This is a genomic window from Actinomadura sp. NPDC048955 (assembly GCF_040649435.1).
In the GTDB taxonomy this organism is placed as follows: Bacteria; Actinomycetota; Actinomycetes; order Streptosporangiales; family Streptosporangiaceae; genus Spirillospora; species Spirillospora luteofluorescens.
The window spans coordinates 38,911-60,358 of record NZ_JBEZJI010000054.1 but is presented as its reverse complement, the minus strand read 5'-3'; the positions used below and the strand labels follow the sequence as shown (position 1 = coordinate 60,358).

21 protein-coding genes are annotated in these 21,448 nt (G+C 73.6%); 9 read left to right on the top strand and 12 right to left on the bottom strand.

Annotation, left to right across the window (positions count from 1 at the left end; all coding sequences use genetic code 11):
- Positions 1-127: 127 nt before the first annotated feature.
- The 5 genes from AB0C84_RS35675 to AB0C84_RS35655 all read right to left on the bottom strand — a co-directional run bounded on the left by AB0C84_RS35675 (position 128) and on the right by AB0C84_RS35655 (position 7,084).
- Positions 128-1,216, bottom strand: coding sequence for a winged helix DNA-binding domain-containing protein (locus AB0C84_RS35675; RefSeq protein ID WP_361074903.1), 1,089 nt, complete (start codon positions 1,214-1,216; stop codon positions 128-130).
- An 88-nt stretch (positions 1,217-1,304) separates the two neighbouring features.
- Positions 1,305-5,234, bottom strand: coding sequence for a hypothetical protein (locus AB0C84_RS35670; protein WP_361074901.1), 3,930 nt, complete (start codon positions 5,232-5,234; stop codon positions 1,305-1,307).
- 83 nt (positions 5,235-5,317) lie between these two features.
- Positions 5,318-5,521, bottom strand: coding sequence for a PspC domain-containing protein (locus tag AB0C84_RS35665; RefSeq protein ID WP_173397798.1), 204 nt, complete (start codon positions 5,519-5,521; stop codon positions 5,318-5,320).
- 145 nt (positions 5,522-5,666) lie between these two features.
- A complete protein-coding gene (locus AB0C84_RS35660) occupies positions 5,667-6,437 on the bottom strand; it encodes an HAD family hydrolase (RefSeq protein WP_361074899.1) in 771 nt (256 codons plus the stop codon).
- Positions 6,434-7,084: an MBL fold metallo-hydrolase gene (locus AB0C84_RS35655; protein WP_361074897.1), complete on the bottom strand. Its 651-nt coding sequence runs from the start codon at positions 7,082-7,084 to the stop codon at positions 6,434-6,436. Before AB0C84_RS35655 ends, AB0C84_RS35660 begins: the two co-directional genes overlap by 4 nt.
- 116 nt (positions 7,085-7,200) lie before the next feature.
- On the opposite strand from AB0C84_RS35655, the gene AB0C84_RS35650 reads away from it, so the two are divergent.
- The 3 genes from AB0C84_RS35650 to AB0C84_RS35640 all read left to right on the top strand — a co-directional run bounded on the left by AB0C84_RS35650 (position 7,201) and on the right by AB0C84_RS35640 (position 9,665).
- Positions 7,201-8,268: a phosphotransferase family protein gene (locus AB0C84_RS35650; protein WP_361074895.1), complete on the top strand. Its 1,068-nt coding sequence runs from the start codon at positions 7,201-7,203 to the stop codon at positions 8,266-8,268.
- Entirely contained in the window at positions 8,265-9,365 is a 1,101-nt protein-coding gene (locus tag AB0C84_RS35645) for a hypothetical protein (protein WP_361074893.1), read from the top strand. The genes AB0C84_RS35650 and AB0C84_RS35645 overlap by 4 nt, the downstream gene beginning before the upstream one ends.
- A gap of 99 nt (positions 9,366-9,464) precedes the next feature.
- On the top strand, positions 9,465-9,665 hold the full coding sequence (locus AB0C84_RS35640; protein ID WP_179846262.1) for a hypothetical protein: 201 nt from the start codon (positions 9,465-9,467) through the stop codon (positions 9,663-9,665).
- A gap of 63 nt (positions 9,666-9,728) precedes the next feature.
- Here the strand turns inward: AB0C84_RS35640 and AB0C84_RS35635 are convergent, their stop codons facing one another.
- From AB0C84_RS35635 to AB0C84_RS35625, 3 genes are all read right to left on the bottom strand, one after another.
- Positions 9,729-10,028, bottom strand: coding sequence for a Fe-S cluster assembly protein HesB (locus AB0C84_RS35635; protein WP_067637647.1), 300 nt, complete (start codon positions 10,026-10,028; stop codon positions 9,729-9,731).
- A 94-nt stretch (positions 10,029-10,122) separates the two neighbouring features.
- On the bottom strand, positions 10,123-11,082 hold the full coding sequence (locus tag AB0C84_RS35630) for an LLM class F420-dependent oxidoreductase (RefSeq protein WP_361074890.1): 960 nt from the start codon (positions 11,080-11,082) through the stop codon (positions 10,123-10,125).
- A gap of 35 nt (positions 11,083-11,117) precedes the next feature.
- Positions 11,118-11,885: an SDR family oxidoreductase gene (locus AB0C84_RS35625; protein ID WP_179846260.1), complete on the bottom strand. Its 768-nt coding sequence runs from the start codon at positions 11,883-11,885 to the stop codon at positions 11,118-11,120.
- 221 nt (positions 11,886-12,106) lie between these two features.
- On the opposite strand from AB0C84_RS35625, the gene AB0C84_RS35620 reads away from it, so the two are divergent.
- Positions 12,107-12,556, top strand: a complete 450-nt coding sequence (locus tag AB0C84_RS35620) for an OB-fold domain-containing protein (protein WP_361074887.1) — start codon at positions 12,107-12,109, stop codon at positions 12,554-12,556.
- Positions 12,553-13,743 carry a lipid-transfer protein gene (locus AB0C84_RS35615; RefSeq protein ID WP_361074885.1) on the top strand — a complete coding sequence of 397 codons (1,191 nt, stop codon included), beginning with the start codon at positions 12,553-12,555 and terminating at the stop codon, positions 13,741-13,743. Before AB0C84_RS35620 ends, AB0C84_RS35615 begins: the two co-directional genes overlap by 4 nt.
- Positions 13,744-13,749: 6 nt before the next feature.
- On the opposite strand, the gene AB0C84_RS35610 is transcribed toward AB0C84_RS35615, so the two are convergent.
- Positions 13,750-15,357: a serine/threonine-protein kinase gene (locus AB0C84_RS35610; protein WP_361074883.1), complete on the bottom strand. Its 1,608-nt coding sequence runs from the start codon at positions 15,355-15,357 to the stop codon at positions 13,750-13,752.
- Positions 15,358-15,431: 74 nt separating this feature from the next.
- Positions 15,432-15,803 carry a hypothetical protein gene (locus tag AB0C84_RS35605; RefSeq protein ID WP_258942052.1) on the bottom strand — a complete coding sequence of 124 codons (372 nt, stop codon included), beginning with the start codon at positions 15,801-15,803 and terminating at the stop codon, positions 15,432-15,434.
- Positions 15,804-16,166: 363 nt separating this feature from the next.
- Here AB0C84_RS35605 and AB0C84_RS35600 point away from each other — a divergent pair, with 363 nt between their 5' ends.
- The 3 genes from AB0C84_RS35600 to AB0C84_RS35590 are packed head-to-tail and all read left to right on the top strand — an operon-like array spanning position 16,167 to position 19,514.
- Entirely contained in the window at positions 16,167-16,787 is a 621-nt protein-coding gene (locus tag AB0C84_RS35600) for an ATP-binding cassette domain-containing protein (RefSeq protein WP_361074881.1), read from the top strand.
- A 17-nt stretch (positions 16,788-16,804) separates the two neighbouring features.
- A complete protein-coding gene (locus AB0C84_RS35595; protein WP_361074880.1) occupies positions 16,805-18,922 on the top strand; it encodes a YhgE/Pip domain-containing protein in 2,118 nt (705 codons plus the stop codon).
- Positions 18,923-18,938: 16 nt separating this feature from the next.
- Positions 18,939-19,514, top strand: a complete 576-nt coding sequence (locus tag AB0C84_RS35590; RefSeq protein ID WP_361074878.1) for a TetR/AcrR family transcriptional regulator — start codon at positions 18,939-18,941, stop codon at positions 19,512-19,514.
- Here the strand turns inward: AB0C84_RS35590 and AB0C84_RS35585 are convergent, their stop codons facing one another.
- Together AB0C84_RS35585 and AB0C84_RS35580 are read right to left on the bottom strand one after the other, a co-directional pair.
- On the bottom strand, positions 19,515-20,036 hold the full coding sequence (locus AB0C84_RS35585) for a pyridoxamine 5'-phosphate oxidase family protein (RefSeq protein ID WP_361074876.1): 522 nt from the start codon (positions 20,034-20,036) through the stop codon (positions 19,515-19,517).
- Positions 20,037-20,207: 171 nt separating this feature from the next.
- Positions 20,208-20,564, bottom strand: a complete 357-nt coding sequence (locus AB0C84_RS35580; RefSeq protein WP_361074874.1) for a PLAT/LH2 domain-containing protein — start codon at positions 20,562-20,564, stop codon at positions 20,208-20,210.
- A gap of 336 nt (positions 20,565-20,900) precedes the next feature.
- On the opposite strand from AB0C84_RS35580, the gene AB0C84_RS35575 reads away from it, so the two are divergent.
- Positions 20,901-21,398 (top strand): hypothetical protein, encoded by a 498-nt coding sequence (locus AB0C84_RS35575; protein ID WP_361074872.1) that lies wholly within the window; start codon positions 20,901-20,903, stop codon positions 21,396-21,398.
- Positions 21,399-21,448: the final 50 nt, after the last annotated feature.

Here is a 21,448-nt window from a genome sequence, read left to right as displayed (position 1 = left end):
TGCACCTCTACAACCATCACCGCGGACACACCGCACTGGCAGGACAACCACCCTCCAGCCGAGTCACCAACCTGTCAGGGCAGTACAGCTAGCGGTCACCATGCCGATCGTCTGACGTCCGGCGGGCTCACCGCGTGAAGCGCAGGACGTGGTCGGCGCCGTCGGCCGCGAACGCCAGGAGGCGGGCCGCCTCCTCACGGACGGGCTCCTCGTCGGCGAGCGGCGCGAGCAGCTCCACGGTCAGCTCGGCGCGGCCCGCCTTCCGGTCGTGCTTGAGCGTCCACACGCCGTGGACCCGGCCGTCGACGAGAAGGGACGGCTTGGTGAGCGCCCCCACGCACACCGCCTTGCGCTGCTCGTCCGTCATGACGCGGCTCCGGTCGGCGTAGGCGAGGATCAGGTTGTCGAAGGCCGGGAGGAAGCGGACGGGCGCGGGGACGCCGGCGTCCGGGAGCGGCATGTCAGGAAGGTCGAAGAGCTCGACGCCGTCCTCGTCCCGGTAGGTCTGGAGGGACGGGCGGAGCTCCTCGAAGGCGGCGTCCATACGGCGCATCCCGGACCACATCTGGAAGTCCTTGACGGAGGCCGGGCCGAACGCCGCCAGGTAGCGGCGGATCAGGCGGTCCGGCGACTCCTTGGAGAGCGGGCGCCCGATCCACTCCTCCGCCAGGGCGAACGGCGTCGCGCCGCCGGTGTTCCACGTCCCGCTGGGCGGCGGATGGACGACGGAGACCAGCGCCTGCGCCGACCAGCCGAGCGCCAGCGGGTCGCGGTCGGGCCAGCGCTCGGCGAGGGCGCGGCCGAGCTGCGGGCGGGTGAGGGTCCGTCCCGCCAGGAGCCTGCGCGCCTCGGCGGCGAGCGCGTCCAGGTCCCAGCCCCGGGTGGCGCTGCCGAACGCCGCCTGGCGCCCGCGCAGGAGGCTCTCCTCGACGAGGGGACGCATCCACAGGTAGTCGGCGGCGGACGCCATGTGCTGCGTCCCCCGCAGGATCGAGCTGCGCACCGCGGACCGGTCGTAGAGAAGCCCCGTGAGGTCGTCACGGCGGAAGCCCTCCAGCCGCGTCCAGAGCCCGATGTACGGCATGTTCGTCTCCTGCGCCTGGATGGCGACGAGCCGTTCGACCGCGTCCAGGACGGGCATGCGCGAGCGCTCCAGAAGCAACTGCCGCTCCAGCGCCGCCCGGTTCAACGTCCGGCGATCCAGTGTCCGCGTCATGCCTCCACACTAACAGAACGGAATGCTCTATTCCACACTTGCCTCACGCGCGTTCCCGCACGACCGTCGCTGGTCGGCCCGCTGAGCGCTACCGGATGCTCTCCCGGTACGCCTCCACCGCGTACCGCAGCCGGGCCCCGACGAGCAGCGCCTCGTCCTCCGGACACCCGAGGAGCCGCGTGACCAGCTCGACGATCTGGTCGTCGGTGAGATCCGGCTCAAGCTCGGCGACGTGCCCGACGATCTCGACCAGCTCGGGCCGCTTGTAGGACGCGATCGACCGCCCCCGCACCTTCGCCTGCCCACCCGAACCCTCCGGGCGCCGCGAACGCTCCTGCCGCGCCTCCGCCTGCGGCGGGGACTCCGTTCGCGCCGAGGCCTCCGCTTGCGGACGCGCCTGCGGTTGCTGCGGGCGCTCCTGCCGGGGTCCCGCCTGCGCGGCATCCTCCGCCTGCGGGCGGGGCGGTACCTGTTGCCTGGGCTGTGCTTGCGGCGCGGGACCCGTTCGCGCCGGGCCCTCTGCCTGCGGGCGAGGCTGCGGCTGCTGCGGGCGCTCCTGCCGGGGGCCCGCCTGCGTGGGTTCGTCCGCCTGCGGGCGGGGCGGTACCTGTTGCCGGGGCTGCGCCTGCGGCGCGGGACCCGTTCGCGCCGGGCCTTCTGCCTGCGGGTGCGGCTGCTGTGGGGGTTTTGGTAGGGGGCCGGGTTTGCCCCAGATTGCTGGGATGTCTGAGCGGCTGGGGGGCTGCGCGTGCTCGGGCTCTGGGACGCGCGGGTTGGGGCCCGTGGGCTGGGTGCCCGCTTCCTTGGTGGGGTCGTCTCGCCTCATGGCGTCCAGCCGCCGGGGTGGGAGGCCTGCCCCGCGGCCGCCGGGGCGGGGTTGCGCCTCGCCCTGCGCTTCCCGTCGTGCCGCGTCCAGGCGGCGCGGGGGGACGCCCTGCCCGGGCGTGCCCGCGCCGGGGCGCGCAGGCGGGCGAGCCCGTACGTCCTGCTGCGTCACATCGGGCCGCCGCGCGTCCTGGCGCGGTTCCTTCGGACGTTCCAGCGGGCGCGGGTCTCGGGGTCTCGTTTCCGCTTCCTTGCGCGGCGGCGGCTCCGGGGCCGGAATCTGCGGGCGCGGGGGCTCGGGCGGCTTGGGCCTCGGCGGCTGGATCGGGATGTCCCGCTGGGTCACGTCCGGCCGCTCCGGCCGGGTGCGGGGGGCGGTGAGGGCCGTGAAGAGCGGGGTGGTGGGGGTGATGACTTCGTGCAGGTCGGACGGGAGGCGGGGGTTCGGCGGCGGGCCCTCGGGGGGTGGGAGGTCGGGGCCGGACGGCCCGACGAGGATGGTGCGGGGCGCGTGCCACAGGACGAAGAGGGCCTCGGCGCCGGCCTCGTGCTCGCCGTCGACGATGACGACGTCGAAGCCGTCGGGGGCGGGCGGGAGGACGTCCGGGACGCGCCACAGGGGCAGGATCCAGGCGGGCACGATGTCGGATCCGGAGCGGGCGCGGGCGGCCGCGGCGGCGCGGGCGGAGGTGAGGTCGGCGCGGGCCTCGCGCAGGGCGCCCTCGGCCTCGGCGAGGGCGTCGCGCAGGCGGTCCGCGGCGGCGGGGCCGGTGGCGGCGGCTCGGCGGCGGGCCCACGTCCAGGCGTCGTCCCAGCGGCGGGTGCGGGCGTGCCAGACCTCGTCGCCGTCCGTGGCGATCATGAGGTTGGCGAGGTCGGGGTGGACGGCGCGGACGCGGGCGACCAGTTCCTCGCAGCGGATCTGCCGGGAGCGCTCGTGCCGTGCCTCGGCGAGGGCGCCGAGGGCGCGGCCGTAGGCGGCGGCGTCGCGGGCGTCGACGGCGGCGAGCGCGGCGCGCAGCTCGGGGGGATCGTCGCCGTCGGCGGGGCCGATCGAGTCGCGGAGGGCGTCCAGGTCGGCGGTGGCGCGGCTCACGCCGAGCCCTTCCAGGGCGTTGCGCAGGGCGGCGGCGTAGTCGTGCCACTGGATCGGATGGGCGAGCGGGACGCGGAAGCCGGAGCGTTCGAGGAGCCGCCGCGTCGAGTCCAGCGCGGTCATCGCGTCGCGGACGCGGGCGAGCCGGGCGTGCGCGCGGACGAAGCGGGCGACGCGCTCGCCGGGCGGCAGGTCGGCGGGGAAGGAGATGCCGGCCGCCTCCCACACGTACTGCAGCTCCCGGCAGGTGATCCGCACCATGAGGTCGGTGTGGACGATGTCGAGCAGCTCCGGCGTCGTCGGCGCCGCGCCGTCCACCTTCACGGTGGCGAGGAGGGGTTCGGCCTGGCGCTGGGCCCCGGAGCGCAGCGGGCCGCGCTTGAGGGCGCCGCCGTCCGCCAGGTAGGCGCGCAGGTCCTGGGCGGCGGCGGCGAGGCCGCGCAGGTCGGCGTCGGAGGGCAGCTCGACGCGGTGGCCGCTCAGCTCGCCGAGGGCGTGCTCGGCCCACTGCGCGCGGGACGTCATCTCCACGACGCGGGCCCAGATGAGGGGGCGGCGCTCGGCGAGGGCGTCGCCGAGGGCGCGGACGGCGAGGTCGGAGGGGTTCCAGCCGCCCGGGTGGCCCTCCAGCCCGAGGTCGCGGAGCGCGGCGCCGACGACGGAGGCGTCCCCGTCGAGGCGGGCGAGGAGGGTGACGTCGCTGTCGCGCAGGAGTTGCGACAGCTCGGTCCTGGACCGTTCGGCGCGCTCGGCGGCGGCGCTCTCCGCCTCGATCAGGGTGCGGACGTAGGCGGCGCTCGGCAGCGCGCCCGGGTCGACGTCGCGCTGCTCGGTGCGGGCCTTGCGGGCGGCGGTCTCCTCCGCGAGGAGGACGACCAGTTCGGCGGCCTCGGACCGGGAGATCGGCGGGCCCGGCGGAAGGTCGGGCCGGACCGGCATCCACGACAGCTCGGGCTCCTCGCCGCGCAGGTCCGGCGGGGGCTCCGCGGGCCCGCCGCCGCGCAGCCGCTCGGTGATCTCGGCGACCCGCAGGGCGGCGGCCTCCTCGCGCTCGGCGAGGGCGTCGAGGCCGGGGTCTCCCGCGGCGCGGACCGCCTCGGCGACGCGGGCCGCCATGGCCGCGTCGGTGGCGGTGAGGGCGGCGAGGCCGGGCGGGAGCGCGCCGCGCAGGGCGGCGGACGCGGCCGGGCCGGACGTGGCGACGAGCACCCGGCGGCCCCGCGCCAGCAGCCCGGCCATCAGGTCGGGGACGGTCTCCGGCGCCCGCTCCGGTATGTGCATGACCTGCGGTTTCAGCTCGGGTGAGACGAACCGCGCGACCCCCTCGGGGACGCCGCGCGGCAGCAGGCTCAGCAGCCTGGCGTGGTGGTCGGCGACGGCCTCGCGGCGCGCCGGGCGGACGACCAGCGCGGGCGCGAGCCGCAGGCGCGGGACGGGTGAGGCGGCGTCGGCGTCGGGCGTCCAGTCCTCGCGGTAGTCGGCGGAGCTCGTCAGCGCGACCTGGCACCACTTGCGCAGGACGTCCCCGACGGAGGCGTTGAGGCCGAAGCCCTGCCCGGCCTGGACGGCGTCGGCGATCCAGTCCGCGGGCCGGAAGCCGGGGTGGCCGGACAGCAGTTCCCGGTCGCGCAGGGTGGTGTGCCCGGCGAGGACGACGTCGACGCGCTCGGTGCGCTCGTCCAGGACGATCCGGACGGGCGTGCTCAGCAGGTGGTCGTGGACGGCGGGCCGCCACGACAGCAGGCCCGTCGCGAGGACCGCCTCCTCGCCGGACAGGTCGCGCAGGATGCGGTACCAGTTGCGCAGGGCGAGCCAGCCGTCGAACTCCTCCAGCACGACCGGCGGCGTCAGCGGGATGACCGGGACGCTGAACAGCACCTCGCCGGGCCCGGCGTCGGCCTCCACGTAGACGTCGCCGGGCAGTCCGGCCAGCCAGTGGACGTGGTCGTGGTCGGCGAGGTCGCGCGAGGGGCGCCACCGGGACCGCGCCAGGTCGCGCAGGTACCCGAGCAGTCGCGCCGCGTGGTCTGCCTCCCGCGCGGCGGCTTCGTCCAGGGCGCGGTCCGGCCGGCCGGGACCCGGAGCCTCGTCAGGCACCGCGGCTCCTCCCCACGGGAATGGTGGTGCCCCGATTCAACACCCCCGGGCGGCCCCGGTCGAGCGCAATCGTTGATCTTGAGTTAGCGGGCGCCGGCCATGTGGCGGTCCTCGTTCGGCATCATGACCCAGAGGACCAGGTAGACGACGAACTGCGGCCCGGGCAGCAGGCACGAGAGCAGGAACAGGATCCGGACGGTCCAGGGGGTCATGCCGAACCGGCGCGCGAGGCCGGCGCAGACCCCGGCGATGACGCGGTCGCGGCGCGGGCGGTAGAGGCCGTTCATGGGTTCTTCTCTCCCCGATTCGTCGAGCGGTGAACACGGCCGCGGTCTTCGCGGCCATGTCTCTCACGCTACGAACCGGACGGGCGGCCTCACATCGCTCTCGCGGCCCGTTCCCTGCTGCTACCTCAGGAGTACGGGACGTCCCCTAGGGGGCGGCCGGCCCCAGAGTGCGGTCGGCGTTGTGGTCGGCGACGAGACTCGGCAGGGCGGCCAGGTCGTCGAGCACGAACAGGCACTCGCCGAGCGCCTGGTCGTCCTTCTGGATGTTCCCCCAGGGGCCGCGGCGCAGGAACGCCGCCCGCATCCCGAACTCCACGGCGGGCCGGACGTCGTTGTCGATGCGGTCCCCCACGTACAGGACGCGGTCGGGCAGCACGTCGGCAAGTTGGGCGCAGCGCTCGAAGAACTCGTGGGACGGCTTGCTGACGCCCCACACGTCCGAGATGCCGACGACGTCGGCGTCCAGGCCCAGTTCCGCCATCTGCTCCGCCGCCTGGACCGGCTGGTTGCCCGCGATCCCGACGAACAGGCCCTGGTCGCGCAGGCCCGACAGGCACGCCCGCGCGTCCGGGTACAGGTCGTCCGGTCCGAACCCGTTCGGGACGCCCGCCTCCTCGCGGCGCCGCTGCTCGCCCTCCAGGTCGAAGCCCGGGCGGAAGTACTCGAACAGGTCCATGTGGTCGCCGCCGGTCGCGAGCAGCGCGCCGAGCTTGGTGAGGAAGGTGTGCCTGGGCACGCCGAGCCAGTCGGCCCAGCGCCCGTAGATCTCGCCCTCGTTGATGAGGGTCTCGCCGATGTCGAAGAACACGGCCTGGATGGAGCGGGGCGTGGGAAGGCCCGCTGCGTGCTCGGCGGCGCCGGCGCGCTCGCCGGCCTGAGGCCCGGCCGCCGGGGGGATGCGGGGGGAGGCGTTCACGCGGCGGCCAGGTCCACGGAGGCGCCGGGGGCGAGGCGCACGAACTCCTTGCCGAGCTCGTCGCCGGCGCTGGTGAGGACGCGTTCCATCACCTGGAGGCCGATGTCGTTGAGCAGCCCGTCGTGGATGGCGAAGGCGCGCCCCGGGCGGACGGCCCGCGTGTACTCGTACAGGTCGAGCGCGCGCATCCAGGGCGCGTTGCCCGGCAGGCACAGCGTCGGGACGGGCTCGGACGGGACGGTCAGCGCGTCCCCCGGGTGGAAGACCTCGCCGTCGACCAGGAACCCGACGTTCGGGACGGGGGGCAGGTCGGGGTGCATGAGCTCGTGGTCCTCGCCGTAGACGTGGACGTCGAAGCCGGCGATCGTGACGGCGTCGCCGTGGCCGACCTGGTGGACGCGTCCGCCGAGGTCGGCGAGGTTCTCGGCCACGGCGCGGGACGTCCACGCCTCCAGCGCGGGGCGCTCGGCCATCGCGGCGCGCAGCGCGTCGGGGTCGAAGTGGTCGAAGTGCTCGTGGGTGATCAGTACGGCGTCGGCGGCGGCCAGCGCGTCCCCGGCCTCGCTGAACGAGCCGGGGTCGATGAGGATCGTGCGGTCGTCCTCGGTGAGCTGCACGCACGCGTGTCCGAGCTTGGTGAGACGCATCCGGCGATTTTTTCACGGGGGCCGCCCCGCCCATTGACCACCCCCCGCACCGTTGATAGAACACGTTCTAATTTGGGCGCGACCCCGGCCAGCAGGCACGGCAAGGAGGCGGTGCGATGCCCGTTCCCGACCAGCGCGATCCCGAGATCACCCGGCGGTCCCTCACACGGTGGCTGGACGGCCATCTGCCCGGTGTCCGCATCCCGCACGTGGACACCCCCCAGACGAGCGGGTTCTCCAACGAGACCCTGCTGTTCGAGGCCGAGTGGAGCGGCGAGGACGGCACGCCCAGGCACGAGCCGCTCGTCGCGCGGGTCGCGCCGGAGAAGTACCAGATCTTCCCCGAGCCGCGGTTCGAGGAGCAGTACCGGCTGATGCGGATCCTGGACGAGCGCACCACCATCCCGGTGCCGCCGATCCGCTGGTACGAGCCGTCCCGCGACGTGCTCGGCGCCGCGTTCTTCGTGATGGGCCGCGTCGACGGCCGCGTCCCGACCGACATGCCGCCGTACCACATGGACGGCTGGGTGACCGAGGTCCCGCCGGGCGAGCGGGCCGCGATGTGGTGGTCCACCCTGGAGATCATGGCGCGGCTGCACCGGCTGGACGTCGGCGCCCTGGGCCTGGGCTTCCTCGACCAGCCGGCCTGGGGGGCGCCCGGCCTCGACCAGCGGCTCCACTACTACGAGCACTACCTCGGCTGGGCCTACCGGGGTCCGCAGGAGACGGCGCTCAGGGCCCTGGACTGGCTGAAGGCGAACCGCCCCGACGAGCCGGACGACCCCGTCGCGCTGTGGGGCGACGCCCGCATCGGCAACGTGATCTTCCAGGACGGCGCGCCCGCGGCGGTGCTGGACTGGGAGGGCGCCGTGCTCGGCGCCCCCGAGGAGGACCTCGCCTGGTTCATGTTCCTGGACCGGCACCACTCCGAGGGCGTCGGCGCGGCCCGGCTGGCGGGCTTCCCGTCCTACGCCGAGACCGTCGCCCGCTACGAGGAGCTGCTCGGACGCCCGATGCGCCACATGGCGTACTACGAGATCCTGTCCGGCTTCAAGTTCTCGGTGATCATGGCGCGGATCGGGCAGGCGATGATCGACTTCGGCTGGATCGAGGAGTCGGCCGACTTTCCCCACAACAACAACTGCACGCAGCTTCTGGCCCGCATCCTGGGAGGGGACCGGTGACGCTCTCGCCGCTCGACGACTACCCGATCCACCAGGCGCCGGAGGTGATGCGGCACGTCACCACCTCCGACCGCAACTTCTACGACCGGTACTACTTCAACGTCCACCCGTGCTCGGACGACCTCATGATGATCATCGGGATCGGGCAGTACCCCAACCTCGGCGTCATGGACGCGTTCGCGGTCGTGCGGCGCGGGCCGGTGCACAAGGTCGTCCGGGCGTCCCGCGAACTCGGGAACGACCGGATGGACACCACGGTCGGGCCGTTCCGCGTCGAGGTCATCGAGGGGCTGAAGCGGCTCCGGGTCGTCCTGGACGAGAACGGGCACGGCCTCTCGTTCGACCTCACGTGGGAGGGGACCGTCCCGGCGACGCTGGAGCCGCCGCACTACCTGCGCTGGCAGGAGCGCGTCGTCTTCGACTCCCGCCGCCTCGCGCAGACCGGCCGCTGGACGGGCTCCATCACGGTCGAGGGCGACACGGTCGAGGTCACGCCCGACCACTGGTGGGGCTCACGGGACCGCTCCTGGGGCGTCCGGCCCGTGGGCGAACCGGAGCCGCCGGGCATCCAGGCGAAGAACGCGGGGACGTTCTACTGGCTCTACGCGCCGATGCAGTTCGAGGACCACGCCATCCTCTGCATCGTGCAGGAGGACGAGAAGGGCCGCCGCCTCCTGGAAGAGGCCACCCGCGTGTGGCCCGACCGCGAGCCCGAGTATCTGGGACGTCCCGAGTACCGCCCGGAGTACGCGGAGGGCACCCGGGAGGTGGTCACGGCGACGCTCCGGTTCGCGCCGCCCGGCGGGGAGCCGTTCGAGGTGAGGGCGACGCCGATCCTGCCCGTCCACCTCATGGTCGGCACCGGCTACGGGCTGGAGCCCGACTGGAAGCACGGCATGTACCAGGGACCCGACCTGAAGGTGCAGGGCGTCACCTACGACACCCGCGAGCCCGACGACGCGGCCCGCATGTGGGGCATGGTGGACGCGGTCGGCCGGTACGAGTACCTGGACGGGGCGCAGCCCAGCGGCGCCACCACGGGCTACGGCCTCTTCGAGTACTGGGCCCTCGGCCCGCACCCGTCGTTCACGGACTGACCGGTGCCCGGAGGCGGCGGGGACGCGGGCTCCCGGCCCCGCGATGCCACGTCCCGGGCGGGCGGCGGGTGGAGCGATCTATCTGCAACACTGGCGCTCGTGACGACCCCGCCTTCGCCCGACCCCCCGGACGCGGGACGGTCGTTCCGGCGAGAACCGGACCGGCAGGCGCGCGACCGCTCCCCCGCCTGGCGCGACCAGCCGCGCGCCCTGGCCTGCGCGGTGATCGCCGCGTTCGCCGTCCTCACCGCGGCGGCGTTCGTGTTCGCCGTGGTCGCCGTGGTCGCGGCGATGCGCTGACACGCTCGGAGAACACGAGACCGGGACGGCCCGGCGGGCGCGCCCCGGTCTCGTCCTCCTACGTCAGGTGGGAGTTCCCTCCGCCCCCTCCGCGATGGTGAAGGCCACGTCGCCCTGCGGGTCGACCTGGGCGTCGAGAGTCTTGTCGTCGAGCATCTCGGCGACCGTGGGTTCCAGGTACACCTTGGCGCCCTCTTCCTCCACGACCTGGTCGCCTGCCTCGGGGGCCGGGGCCACCGAGAGCCGCAGCGCGTCCGAGCCGTCGAGCCCGGACTCGATGCGGATGCCGGTCTCGGGCGGAAGCTCCGGATTGGCGGTCACCGTACGGATGACCTGGACGGCACCGCTGGTCAGGGTGAGCACGATCAGCTCCTCACGTCTCTTCGTTCGCTGTCGGGATTTGCCCCACCCTCCCCGCTCCTCCCGGCCGTAAACATCGGGACGTGATCGGACGATCTCAGTCCGCACTCGGGGCGAGCGCCCGCACCGCCTCCGCCTGGGAGAGGCCGCCACCGGGGACGATCGCCAGCACGGGGGTGGTGAGGCCGCTGTCGACGTACTCGCGGACGCGGGCCCGGCACCGCTCCGGGGAGCCGTGCACGATCAGATCGTCCACCACCTCGTCCGGGATGACCTCCAGCGCCTTCCTGCGATCGCCGGCCGCCCACGCCTCGTTCATCGGTCGCAGCGCCTCGCCGCGTCCGAGCCACTCGTGGAACGCCCGGTAGACGGGGACCGTCATGTACGCGGCGATCATCCAGCGGCCGATGGCGCGGGCCTCCTCGGGGTCGGCCGTGGGGCAGACGAACAGCCGCGCGATCAGCTCCGGCTCGTCGCCGAGGGCGCCGCGGACCGTCCGGACGTCCCCGGGCGCGAGCCAGTTGGTGATCGCGCCGTCGGCCTCGCGGGCGGCGAGCCGCAGCATCCCGGGGCGCAGCGCCGCGAGGACGATCGGCGGCGGCGTCGCCGGTGCGCTCTCCAGCTTGAAGCCCTTCACGGCGAAGGTCTCGTACTCCTCCTTCACCTTCTCCCCCGCGAGCGCCCTGCGGAGGAAGCGCAGCGTGTCGCGGGTGCGCTTGTAGGGCTCGTCGAACGGGATGCCGTTCCAGCGCTGCACGATCGTGTCGGACGAGGTGCCGATGCCCAGGACGAACCGTCCGGGCGCGAGGTCGGCGAGGGTGGCGGCCTGCTGGGCCAGCAGGGCGGGGCCGCGCGTGTAGACCGGGACGATCGCCGGTCCGAGGCGCAGCCCGGGGTCCCACTGCGAGGCGAGCGCCAGCGGGGTGAAGGCGTCGGCGCCGTTCGTCTCGGCCGACCAGGCGTCGGTGTAGCCGAGCCCGGACAGCCCGGAAACGATCTCGCGGTGCTCGGCCAGCGGGAGGCCGGTCAGCGGAATGGTCAGTCCCCAGCGTGACATGCGCTTCTCCTGTTCCTGGCTCTGTTCCCGGGCGGTCAGGCGATCGAGGCCCGGATGGTGGCGCCGCCGTCCACGACGAGCGTCTGCCCGGTCATCCAGGACGAGGCGTCGCCCGCGAGGAACACCGCGGCGTCGGCGATGTCCTCGGGCTCGCCCAGGCGGCCGAGCGGCATGTGCCTGCTGATCTCGGCCTCGTTGTCCTCCCACAGGGCGCGGGCGAGGTGCGTCTTGACCAGGCCCGGCGCGATGCAGTTCACGCGCACCTTCGGAGCCAGCTCCATCGCGAACTGCCGGCTGAGGTGGATCACAGCGGCCTTGGTGGCGTTGTAGTAGCCGATGCCGTGCTCGGTCATCATCCCGCCGACCGACGCGATGTTGATGATCGCGCCGCCGCGCTCGGCGAGGGAGGCGCGCAGCGCGAGCTGCGTCCACTGCACGATCGCGAACTGGTTGACCTGGACGGTCTTGGCCGCGGCGGCGGGCTCGATGTCGGCCATCGGGCCGAAGTAGGGGTTCGTGCCGGCGTTGTTGACGAGGACGTCGAGGCCGCCGAACTCGGCGACGGCCGCGTCCACGCAGGCGGCGGCCTGCTCGGCGTCGCCCACGTGCGCCGCCTTGGCCAGGACCCCCGCACCCGGGTGGGCCGCGGCGATCTCCTTGGCGACCTCGTCCAGCGCCTCCTGCTTTCGGGAGGACAGGACCACGTTCGCCCCCTCGGCGGCGAGCGCGGTGGCGATCGCCTTCCCGATCCCCCGGGACGCCCCGGTGATCAGCGCCGTCTTGCCCTCTAGTCCGGTCCGCATCCGCACGCTCCCTACCTGTTGGCACCCTGGGGGCCTGGCTGTTCGCACCCTCCGGGCGGCCTGAGCAGAATCCGACTCGGTTCACTGTACCGAAGTGACTGACGAGTCAGTTAGGTGGGTTCGCCGACCGGTGCCGGGTCCGTCCCGCTCACCGGACACGCCACGTTTCGAGCGCTTGCTCGGTTGTTACGCTGCGCCCGGTCGGAGACGAGGAGGACCGCGTGACCACGACCAAGGAACGCCGTCCGGCGATCGAGGGCTGGTTCACCACCGGGGACGGCGACGTCCGCCTGCTGGGTACCCGCTGCGGCGCCTGCGGAACGCCGTACTTCCCGCGCAACGAGCTGGCCTGCCGCAACCCCGGCTGCGCCGGCCCGAAGGACGGCTCCGAGCTGGAGCCGTACGCGCTGTCGGCGCGCGGGCGCATCTGGTCCTACGCCGACTCCCGGTACAAGCCGCCGCCCCCGTACGTCTCCCCCGACCCGTACGTCCCGTACACCGTCGCGGCCGTCGAGCTCGAAGCCGAGCGCATGGTCGTCCTCGGGCAGGTCGCCCCCGGCCACACCGTCGACGACCTCGCGGTCGGCATGGAGGTCGAGCTGACCGAGGGCGTCCTCTACGAGGACGACGAGGCCGAGTACACCGTCTGGATGTGGAGGCCCCTCCGATGACGCGCGACATCGCCGTGCTGGGTGCGGGCATGCATCCGTGGGGCAAGTGGGGACGCAACTTCGTCGAGTACGGGCTCGCGGCGGCGCGGGCCGCGCTCGCCGACGCGGGCCTCGCGTGGACGGACGTCCAGTACGTGGCGGGCGCGGACACCATCCGCAACGGCTACCCGGGGTTCATCGCGGGCGCGACGTTCGCGCAGGCGCTCGGCTGGTCGGGTGCGCGCGTGTCCAGCTGCTACGCCGCGTGCGCGTCCGGGGCGCAGGCCATCGCCAACGCGCGCGCGCAGATCCTCGCGGGCCTGTGCGACGTCGCGCTGGTCGTGGGCGCCGACGCCGCACCCAAGGGATTCTTCAAGCCCGTCGGCGGGGACCGCCCTGACGACCCCGACTGGCTCCGCTTCCGCCTCCTGGGCGCGACCAACCCCATCTACTTCGCCCTGTCCGCGCGACGGCGGATGGCCATGTACGGCGCGACGCTCGACGATTTCGCCGCCGTCAAGGTGAAGAACGCCCGGCACGGGCTGGCGAACCCGAACGCCCGGTACCGCAAGGAGGTGACCGTGGAGGACGTACGCGAGTCCGCCGTGGTCGCCGACCCGCTGCGCCTGCTGGACATCTGCGCCACCAGCGACGGCGGCGCGGCTCTCGTCCTGACGTCCATGGAGTTCGCGCGCGAGCACGGGATCGCCGACCCGGTGCGCATCCCCGCGCTGTCGACGGTGACGCCCACGTTCCCGAAGACCGTCCTGGACCTGCCCGACTTCGCGACGGACTCGGCGATGACCGTCCCGGTGCCCGAGCGGCCGTTCCGGTCGGCGATCGCGCACGCCGCCTACGAGGAGGCGGGCCTCGGCCCCGAGGACCTGTCCCTCGCCGAGGTCTACGACCTGTCCACGGCCCTCGAACTCGACTGGTACGAGGACATCGGCCTGTGCGAGCGGGGCGGCGCCGAGGAGCTGCTCCGGTCGGGCGCCACGACGCTCGGCGGCCGCGTCCCCGTCAACCCGAGCGGCGGGCTCGCCTCCTTCGGCGAGGCGATCCCGGCGCAGGCGATCGCGCAGGTCTGCGAGCTGACCTGGCAGCTGCGCGGTCAGGCCGAGGGCCGGCAGGTGGAGAACGCGCGGGCCGGCATCGCCGTGAACCAGGGCCTCTTCGGCCACGGCTCCGCCGTCATCGCCGTCCGCTGACCCGGCCTAGGCGACGGTGAAGCCGTCGCAGGTCAGGTAGTAGGCGTCGCCGTTCGGGCGGACGTGGAACCAGATGACCGTCCAGTCGCCCTTCATCAACGGGTAGGTGCCGTTTCCGGCGCCCTCCCAGCTGAACTCCGACGGGTAGTGGATGTTCAGCCACGCCGCCTGGCCGGGATACAGGTGCGGCTTGCTCTGCACGACCCCGGTGACGCCGTTCCCCTGCTGCTCCGCTGGGGGGCGCACCTGGATGGCCACGTAGTACTTGGACGGCTCCGCGTACTTGAAGCGCAGCCCGAAGTCGACGGTCTTCCCGGTGTAGGGCTCGCGCGGTACGGACGTCTGCGTGTCGTTGGCGAGGTCGAAGTCCTCGGGACGAGCGGCGGGCTGGCACGTCTTGCTCGCCTGGGTCCACCGGAGGTCCGTGAGGTCGCCGGGCTGCTTGACCAGGATCCGGTCCGGTGGGACGCCGTTGGCCGCGCCCGTGGTCTTGGCGCCGGGGGTGGTCCCCGCGGGGCCGCCGGTCGCGGTTCCGCCCTGCGTCCCCTGCCCGGCCTGCGGCTTCTTCCCCTTCTCTTCGGCGCCGGCGTCACCGTTGAGGACGTACCGCGCGAGGAAGGCGCCCACGAGGACGACGGCGGCCACCCCGGCGCCCGCCGCGATGACGGCGGCGCGCGTCCGTCCGCGCGAGAGGCCCGGAACCGTCCTCGTGCGGTCGGCCGGGACCAGGCCCGACGCGACCGCGTCCGTGACGCTGGCGGGCATCGGCCGCGGGACGCCCACGATCCGCCGGTAGGCGGGGTCGGCGGCGAGCGGGCCGAGCGGGGGCACCTGCTGGAGCAGCCGCTCCAGCGGGATCCTGGCCTCGGGCTCCTTCTGCGCGCACTGCCGGACCAGGCCGGCGACGCGCGGGTCGACGCCCTCCAGGTCGATCTCGCCGCTGAGCGTCCGGTGGATGATCGCCTCGATGCGGCCGCCGCCGAACGGGGGGCGCCCCGTGGCGGCGTAGGCGACCGTGCCGGCGAGCGAGAACACGTCCGACGCGGGAAGGGGCTGCTGCTCGCGGACGACCTCGGGCGCGACGAAGCCGGGGGTGCCGTTCCACGCGCCGGTCTGGGTGATCTGCGTCTGGCCCTCGCCGCGCGCGATGCCGAAGTCGATCAGCCGCGGCCCGTCCGGGGCGAGGATCACGTTGCCCGGCTTGAGGTCGCGGTGCTGGACGCCGTGCCGGTGGATCTCCAGCAGCCCCTGGGCCAGCTCGACCAGCAGCCGCAGGCAGGTCTCGGGGGGCAGCGGCCCGTGCGCGGCCACCGCCTGCCGGAGCGTCGGCCCCGGGACGTACTCCGTCGCCAGCCAGTACGGCGGCGCGTCCAGGCCGGCGCCGACCATCGCGGCGGCGAACCTGCTGCGCACCCGCTCGACGGTCGCGACCTCGCGCCGGAACCGGGCGAGCGCCGTCGGCCCCTCGAAGTCCTCCCGGATCACCTTGAGCGCGACATGCCGCCCGCTGCTCGTCAGCCCCAGGTAGACCTGCCCCATGCCACCCGCGCCCAGACGTCCCAGCAGCGGGTAGCCACCGATCTCAGAAGGATCTTCCAGACGGAGTGCTTCCATTAGTCCCTCGGCCCCTCATCAACACGCACCGCCGCCAAATGATCTCATTCCGGGAGGAGCCGCGTGGACGGGTTTCAGTCGGCCTTGCGGGCCACGTGGAGGGCCCAGGCGATGAGGGGGGCCTGGAACGGCAGGCGGCCGTAGGCGGCCGCGCGGAACGGCAGCGGGCGGTGGCGCCAGTCGCGGGCCATCTTCACGTTGGCGGGGAAGACCGCCGCCATCAGGCCGGCGGTGGCGAGGGCGCCCGCCCGGCGGGTGCGCGGGTGGGCGACGGCGGCGGCGCAGGCCAGTTCGGCCGCGCCGCTGAGGTAGGTCCAGGTCCGCGGGCCGCCGGGGAGCCGCTCGGGGACGAGCGCGTCGAACGGCTTCGGAGCGATCATGTGGAGGGTGCCCATCCCGGCCATGAGCGTGGCCAGCCTGCGGTGCGCGCGTGACGACTCGGTCATCCCCGAAGTCTCTCAGATCAGACAACTCGTCCAATAGCAGCCCCGTCGTTTCCCTGGTCGGACGCGGCTTATGTGACTCAAATCACTGACCTGTCCTGTGTGACCCGAGTCGTGGGGGTGACGTGTCTGATGTCACCGCTTCGGGTGGATTCGAGAGGTCGGAAGCGGAGCTACGTTTGTACTGACCAGTCAGTTCAAACTCAGGCTCTCCGGAAGGTCGCGATGACGTCCGAGCACCAGACTCCAGGGGCGGCCGCCGCGGCCGGGGGGACCGCGGTGCCCGTCCCTGGACCCCGCCCGATCGGCTCGGGGGCTGGCGGGGGCCGCCCCGGAGCCGGTCCGGCGCCCGCGCGCGGATCGTCCGTGCGGGCGCGGGGCCTCGGAGCGAAGGGCGCGCGCGGCTGGGTCTTCCGCGACGTCGAACTGGACGTCCCGGCCGGCGCGCTGGTGGCCGTCAGCGGCATCGCCGGCACCGGGCGCACCGCGCTGCTGCTCACGCTCGCCGGGCGCATGCGGCCCGCCGCGGGCACGGTCGCGGTGGGCGGGGTCGCCGGGCTCAGGCGGATCCAGCGGGTCGCGGCCCTCGGGATCGTGCCGGGCGTGACCGAACTCGACCCGGCGCTGACCGTCCGGGAGCACGTCGACGAGGCGCTCGCGTTGCGCGAAGGCGTCCTCGGCCGGTTCCGGGGCCGCGAGGCCCGCAGGCGCCGGACCCTCGAACGGGTCGGACTGGACATCGCTCCCGGGACGCTCGCCGAGGAACTCGCGCCCGACGAGGCCCAGCTCCTGGGCGCCGCCCTCGCGCTCGCCGGAGACCCCGGACTGCTCCTGCTCGACGACGTCGACGAGGGCCTGCCCGCCGACCGGCAGCGCGACCTGTGGCGGCGCCTGGCCGTCATCGCCGCCGACGGCGTCACCGTCATCGCGTCCTGCCACGACGCCGCGCCCGCCGAGGGCGTCGCCACGCACACGCTCCCGCTCTAGCCGAGGACATCCCCCCGATGAGACTTCCCGCACTGACCTCGGGCGGCCTTGAGCTGCGCCGCTTCCAGCGCAACCGGCTGACCCGCGTCGCGATGGCCGGGCTCGTCCTGCTCCCGCTGCTGTACGCGGGGCTCTATCTCTGGTCGTTCTGGGACCCGTACGCGCGGCTCCAGCACGTTCCGGTCGCGCTGGTCGTCCAGGACGAGCCCGCCACGGCCGGCGGCAGGACCGTCCACGCGGGCGCCGACCTGGCGGACGAACTGGAGAGGCGCAAGGTCTTCGACTGGCGCACCGTCTCGGCGGCGAACGCCGAGGAGGGCGTCCGGTCGGGGAAGTACTACATGTCGCTGACGATCCCCGCCGACTTCAGCACGCGGATCGCGTCGCCGTCCGGAGACGGGACCCCCACGCCGGCAGGGTTGCGGCTCCAGATGAACGACGCGAACAACTACGTGGTCGGGACGCTCGCCCAAGCCGCGTTCAAGGAGATCAGCGCCGCCGCCGGGAGCGAGGCCGTGCACGGCTACTTCGACCAGATCTTCCTGTCGTTCGGCAAGCTGCACGGCGAACTCGGCGAAGCGGCCCAGGGCGCGGACGAGCTCGCGGCGGGTTCCGGCCAGGCCCACGACGGCGCGGGCAAGCTCGCAGAAGGCGCGGGGAAGGCCGAGGCCGGCGCGGGCAAGCTGAAGGGCGGCATCGACGAGGCCCGCGCGGGCAGCGGCGATCTGACCTCCGGCCTGGAGGCACTCCGCACCGGGACGGGGCAGGTCGCCGCCGGGATGCAGCGGCTGACCACGACCGTCGACCGCGCGGGCGACACCCTCGTCCCGCTGCTGAGGGACAACGCCCCCGAGATCCGCCGGGCAGCGCTCGCCGTCGCCCAGGGGGCGGACGCCCTCGCCGACGGCGCCGGACGGCTGCCCGCCCAGACCGGCGCCGCCGTCCAGCGGGCGGAGAAGGCGCAGGCCGAACTGGACGCCCATCTCGCCGCGCACCCGGAGGTCCCGGCGGACGTCCGCCGGGACCTCACCCGGGCGGCCGCGCAGGTCGTCACCGTCGCGAAGCAGGTGGACGGCTACGTCAGCGACCACACCGGCGACCTGCGCAAGGTCGCCGCCGACGCCCGCACGGTCGAGCGGGCCGCCCGCACGATCGCGAAGGACGCGCCCTCCCTGGCCGCCGAGGTCGAGAGGGCGCGCCGCGACGTGGACCGCCTCAACGCCGGAACCCGGCAGGTCAACGCGGGCGCCGGCCGCCTGCTGTCCGGATCGTCCCGGCTCACGACCGGTCTCGGCACCCTCTCGGGCGGCGCGGGCGAACTCCAGGGCGGGCTGGGGCGCCTGTCCGGCGGCGCGGTGACCCTGGAGACTGCCCTGGCGCAGATCTCCGACGGCAACGAGCAGCTCGCGAACGGCCTGAACAAGGGCGTCTCCCAGATCCCGGACTACGACGGCAAGGAACGCGCCGCGCGCGACGACATGATGAGCAACCCGGTGCGGCTCACCAGCGCCACCGAGAACGAGGTGCCCAACTACGGGACCGGGTTCGCGCCGTTCTTCGTGCCCCTGTCCCTGTGGGTCGGCGGCATGATCATCTACATGCTGCTGCGCCCGCTGAACCCCCGCGCGCTCGCGGGCACCGCGCCCGGCCGCCGCGTCGCCCTCGCCGGCTGGCTGCCCGCCGCGGCGATCGGCGCGGCGCAGGCCTGCGTCGTCCTCGCCGTCCTGCACTTCGCGCTCGGCCTGCGCGCCGAGCACTGGCCCGGGCTCGTCGCGTTCCTCGCGCTCGCGTCCGCCGCGTTCCTCGCGGTGATCCAGTGGGTGAACGCCCGCTTCGGACCGGTCGGCCGGATCATCGCGCTGGCGCTCCTGATGCTCCAGCTCACCTCGGCCGCCGGCACGTACCCGATCGAGACGAGCCCGGCGTTCTTCCAGGCCGTCCGCCCTTACCTGCCGATGCCGTGGGTCGTGGACGCCGTCCGGCACCTGATCAGCGGCGGCGACCTGACGCCCGTGTGGCAGGGTTGTGCGGTGCTGGCCGCCTTCCTGGCCGGGGGGCTCGCGCTCACCGCCCTGGCCGTCCGGCACAACCGGGTCTGGACGATGAAGCGCCTGCACCCGGCACTGAAGCTCTGATCGGAAGGCAGGGGACGTGGCCCGCATCGCGACCCGGGAGAAGCTCTTCACCGCGGCGATCGAGCTGATCGCCGAGAGCGGGCTCGCCGCGACGACGGTCGACCAGATCGCCGAGCGCGCCGGCGTGGCCAAGGGCACCGTCTACTACAACTTCGACAGCAAGGCCGCGCTGTTCGCGGCGCTGCTGGAGTACGGCGTCGACCGCCTCGCCACCGCGCTGCGCGACGCCGCGTCCGGCCGCCCGCCGCTGGAGGCGCTGGACGCCGTCGTCGCCGCCGAACTCGCGTTCGTCGGCGAGCACGAGTCCTTCGCCCGGCTCCTGATCGCCGAGACGTGGCGGGCCGGCGGCGACTGGCAGCACGCGGCCCGCCTCATCCGCGAGCGCGCGATCGGCGTCGTGGCCGACGTCCTGCGCGAAGCGGTCACCACGGGCGACCTCCGCTCCGACCTGGACGTCGGCACGGCCGCCTCCGCCGTCTTCGGCATGGTCCTCACCGTCGCCCTGGACTGGCGCGCCCTCCAGCCCGGCCGCTCCCTGGACGACGTCCAGACGACCCTCCTGGCCCTCCTCCGAGGCCGCCTCACCGCTTGATCAGGCCTCCGTGAGCTTGGCGAGGTCGGGCGCATAGGCGGCCATCCAGTGCGGATGCAGCCGGTAGTAGACGACGTCCTTGTCCCAGTCGAAGGCGTTCTCGCCGTAGAAGCCCTTGAGGTAGGCGAGCAGGTCCGGCCAGTCCGCGGCCGGCTCGCCGCCCGGGGGGTTGAGGGCCTCCACCGTCCCGTGCGTGAACACGCCCAGGTCCTCGCCGCGCATGTGCGCCGCGCTGACGGCCGGGCGGGCGGCCATGTGGCGGGCCTTGGCCGCGTCGCGCGCCGTGCCGAAAAGCCACTTCCCGTGCAGGAAGTGCCCGTCCACGCCGCTGATCCGCGGCTCGCCCTTGGCGGTCACCGTGGACAGCGCCAGGGTGCACATGCCGGTGAGGATCCGGCAGAGCCGCTCCGCGGTCAGTGACCTCTCCGCATTGATGATCGAGCGCAGATGCGCCGTGGAACGGGAACGGGAGTCGTCCAGAAGGGCCTGGAGCTCGACGAGTTCTTCTCGGGTTTCACGCATGGCAAGTCCTAGTACGAAGGGTCCGGTCCACATCTCAATCCCCCAGCGACGGCCGGTGACCCCACCCTGCCTCCAAAACCTGACACCTTCCGTCATCTTTCCTCGATCGCCGTCCCCACCCGGCGCCAGGCCGGGCGGGGGCGGCGCGGAGGCGGCCTCATCCGCCTCCCGTCACCTCTGGCGCGTCAGCCGCACCTCGGTCCTGCCGTCGTTCTCGTCGGTGGCGAGCCAGCGGTAGGCGGCGAACTCCGCGGTGTCGCCGTCCTTCGTGACGCTGACCCGGTTCAGGAACCACCCGGACTTGTTCCCTGAGTTGTCATGGCCGATGACGATGGTCTCCAGCCGCCCGACGTCGGTCAGGTCCAGGGTGAAGTGGTCGGTCGCGCCCTGCTCGAAGTTGTCCCTGCTGTCGTCCAGCTTGACCGGGCCCGCGGAGGCGAGCGAACCGTAGAGGGTGATGTGGACGTTGGCATCTGTCCCGGCGTCGTCGACGTTGCCGGTCTCCACCGTGATCTCGTAACGGGCCATGGGGGGCTCCCTCGTGTCGTTGAGCACCGTGTTCGTTCGAGTGCTCTGCGTGACTGATGTGCCCTCCGGCGCGGTGACCACAAACGGAGCGTCCGGGTGACTTCATGCATCCGCGCGGTCACCGGTACCTCGCGAACCGCGCAAAGGTTCTGGACTCCGCGCGAACTTCTCGATGCCGTCAGGACATCCAGACGGCCGCGCCGTAGCGCGGGTTCGGGCGGCGGCCGGTCGGATTGATCACGTCCCGCCGCGCCAACTCGCGCGGGGCCGTCCCGCATCTCATCCTGCAGAGCGCGACCACAAGGGGCCGCGCACCGAGCACGAGAGCGAGGACCCATGCGGAAGATCGTGATCACCGGTATGGCGGCGGCGCTGGCACTCGGCCTGACGGCCTGCGGCGGCGACGGCGACCCCGTGGCGGCCCCGCCCTCCTCGCCCACCGGCTCCGCGCCCGCGCCGAGCGGGTCCTCGACGCCGGACGGCGGGTCCACGCCCGGCGGCCCCTCGACCCCTCAGGGCCCGGGCGGTTCGGGTACCCCGGGAAGCCGGCACACCCCGCTCGCGCAGGAGGGCGGCCAGCAGATCACCACCAAGTGGGGCCCGCTGCGCTACCTCGCGCCGGGCAAGTACACCGTCGGCAACGTCGCCTTCTTCAGCACCACCGACACCGTCGTGTACGTCGCCGGCAGCACCTGCCCCGACGGCTCCCCCACGCCGCCCGACGTCAGCAAGTGCACGGTCGACGGACTCGACCAGTGGGTGAAGGCCGCCCCGCACAACGCCAGCGTCCGCTTCTCCGGCCAGACCGCCCTCCGCATCACCGAAACCCAGTAACGCGCAGCCGCTCAGCCCCTGGAACCCCGCCGACGCCCGGCGGGGTTCCC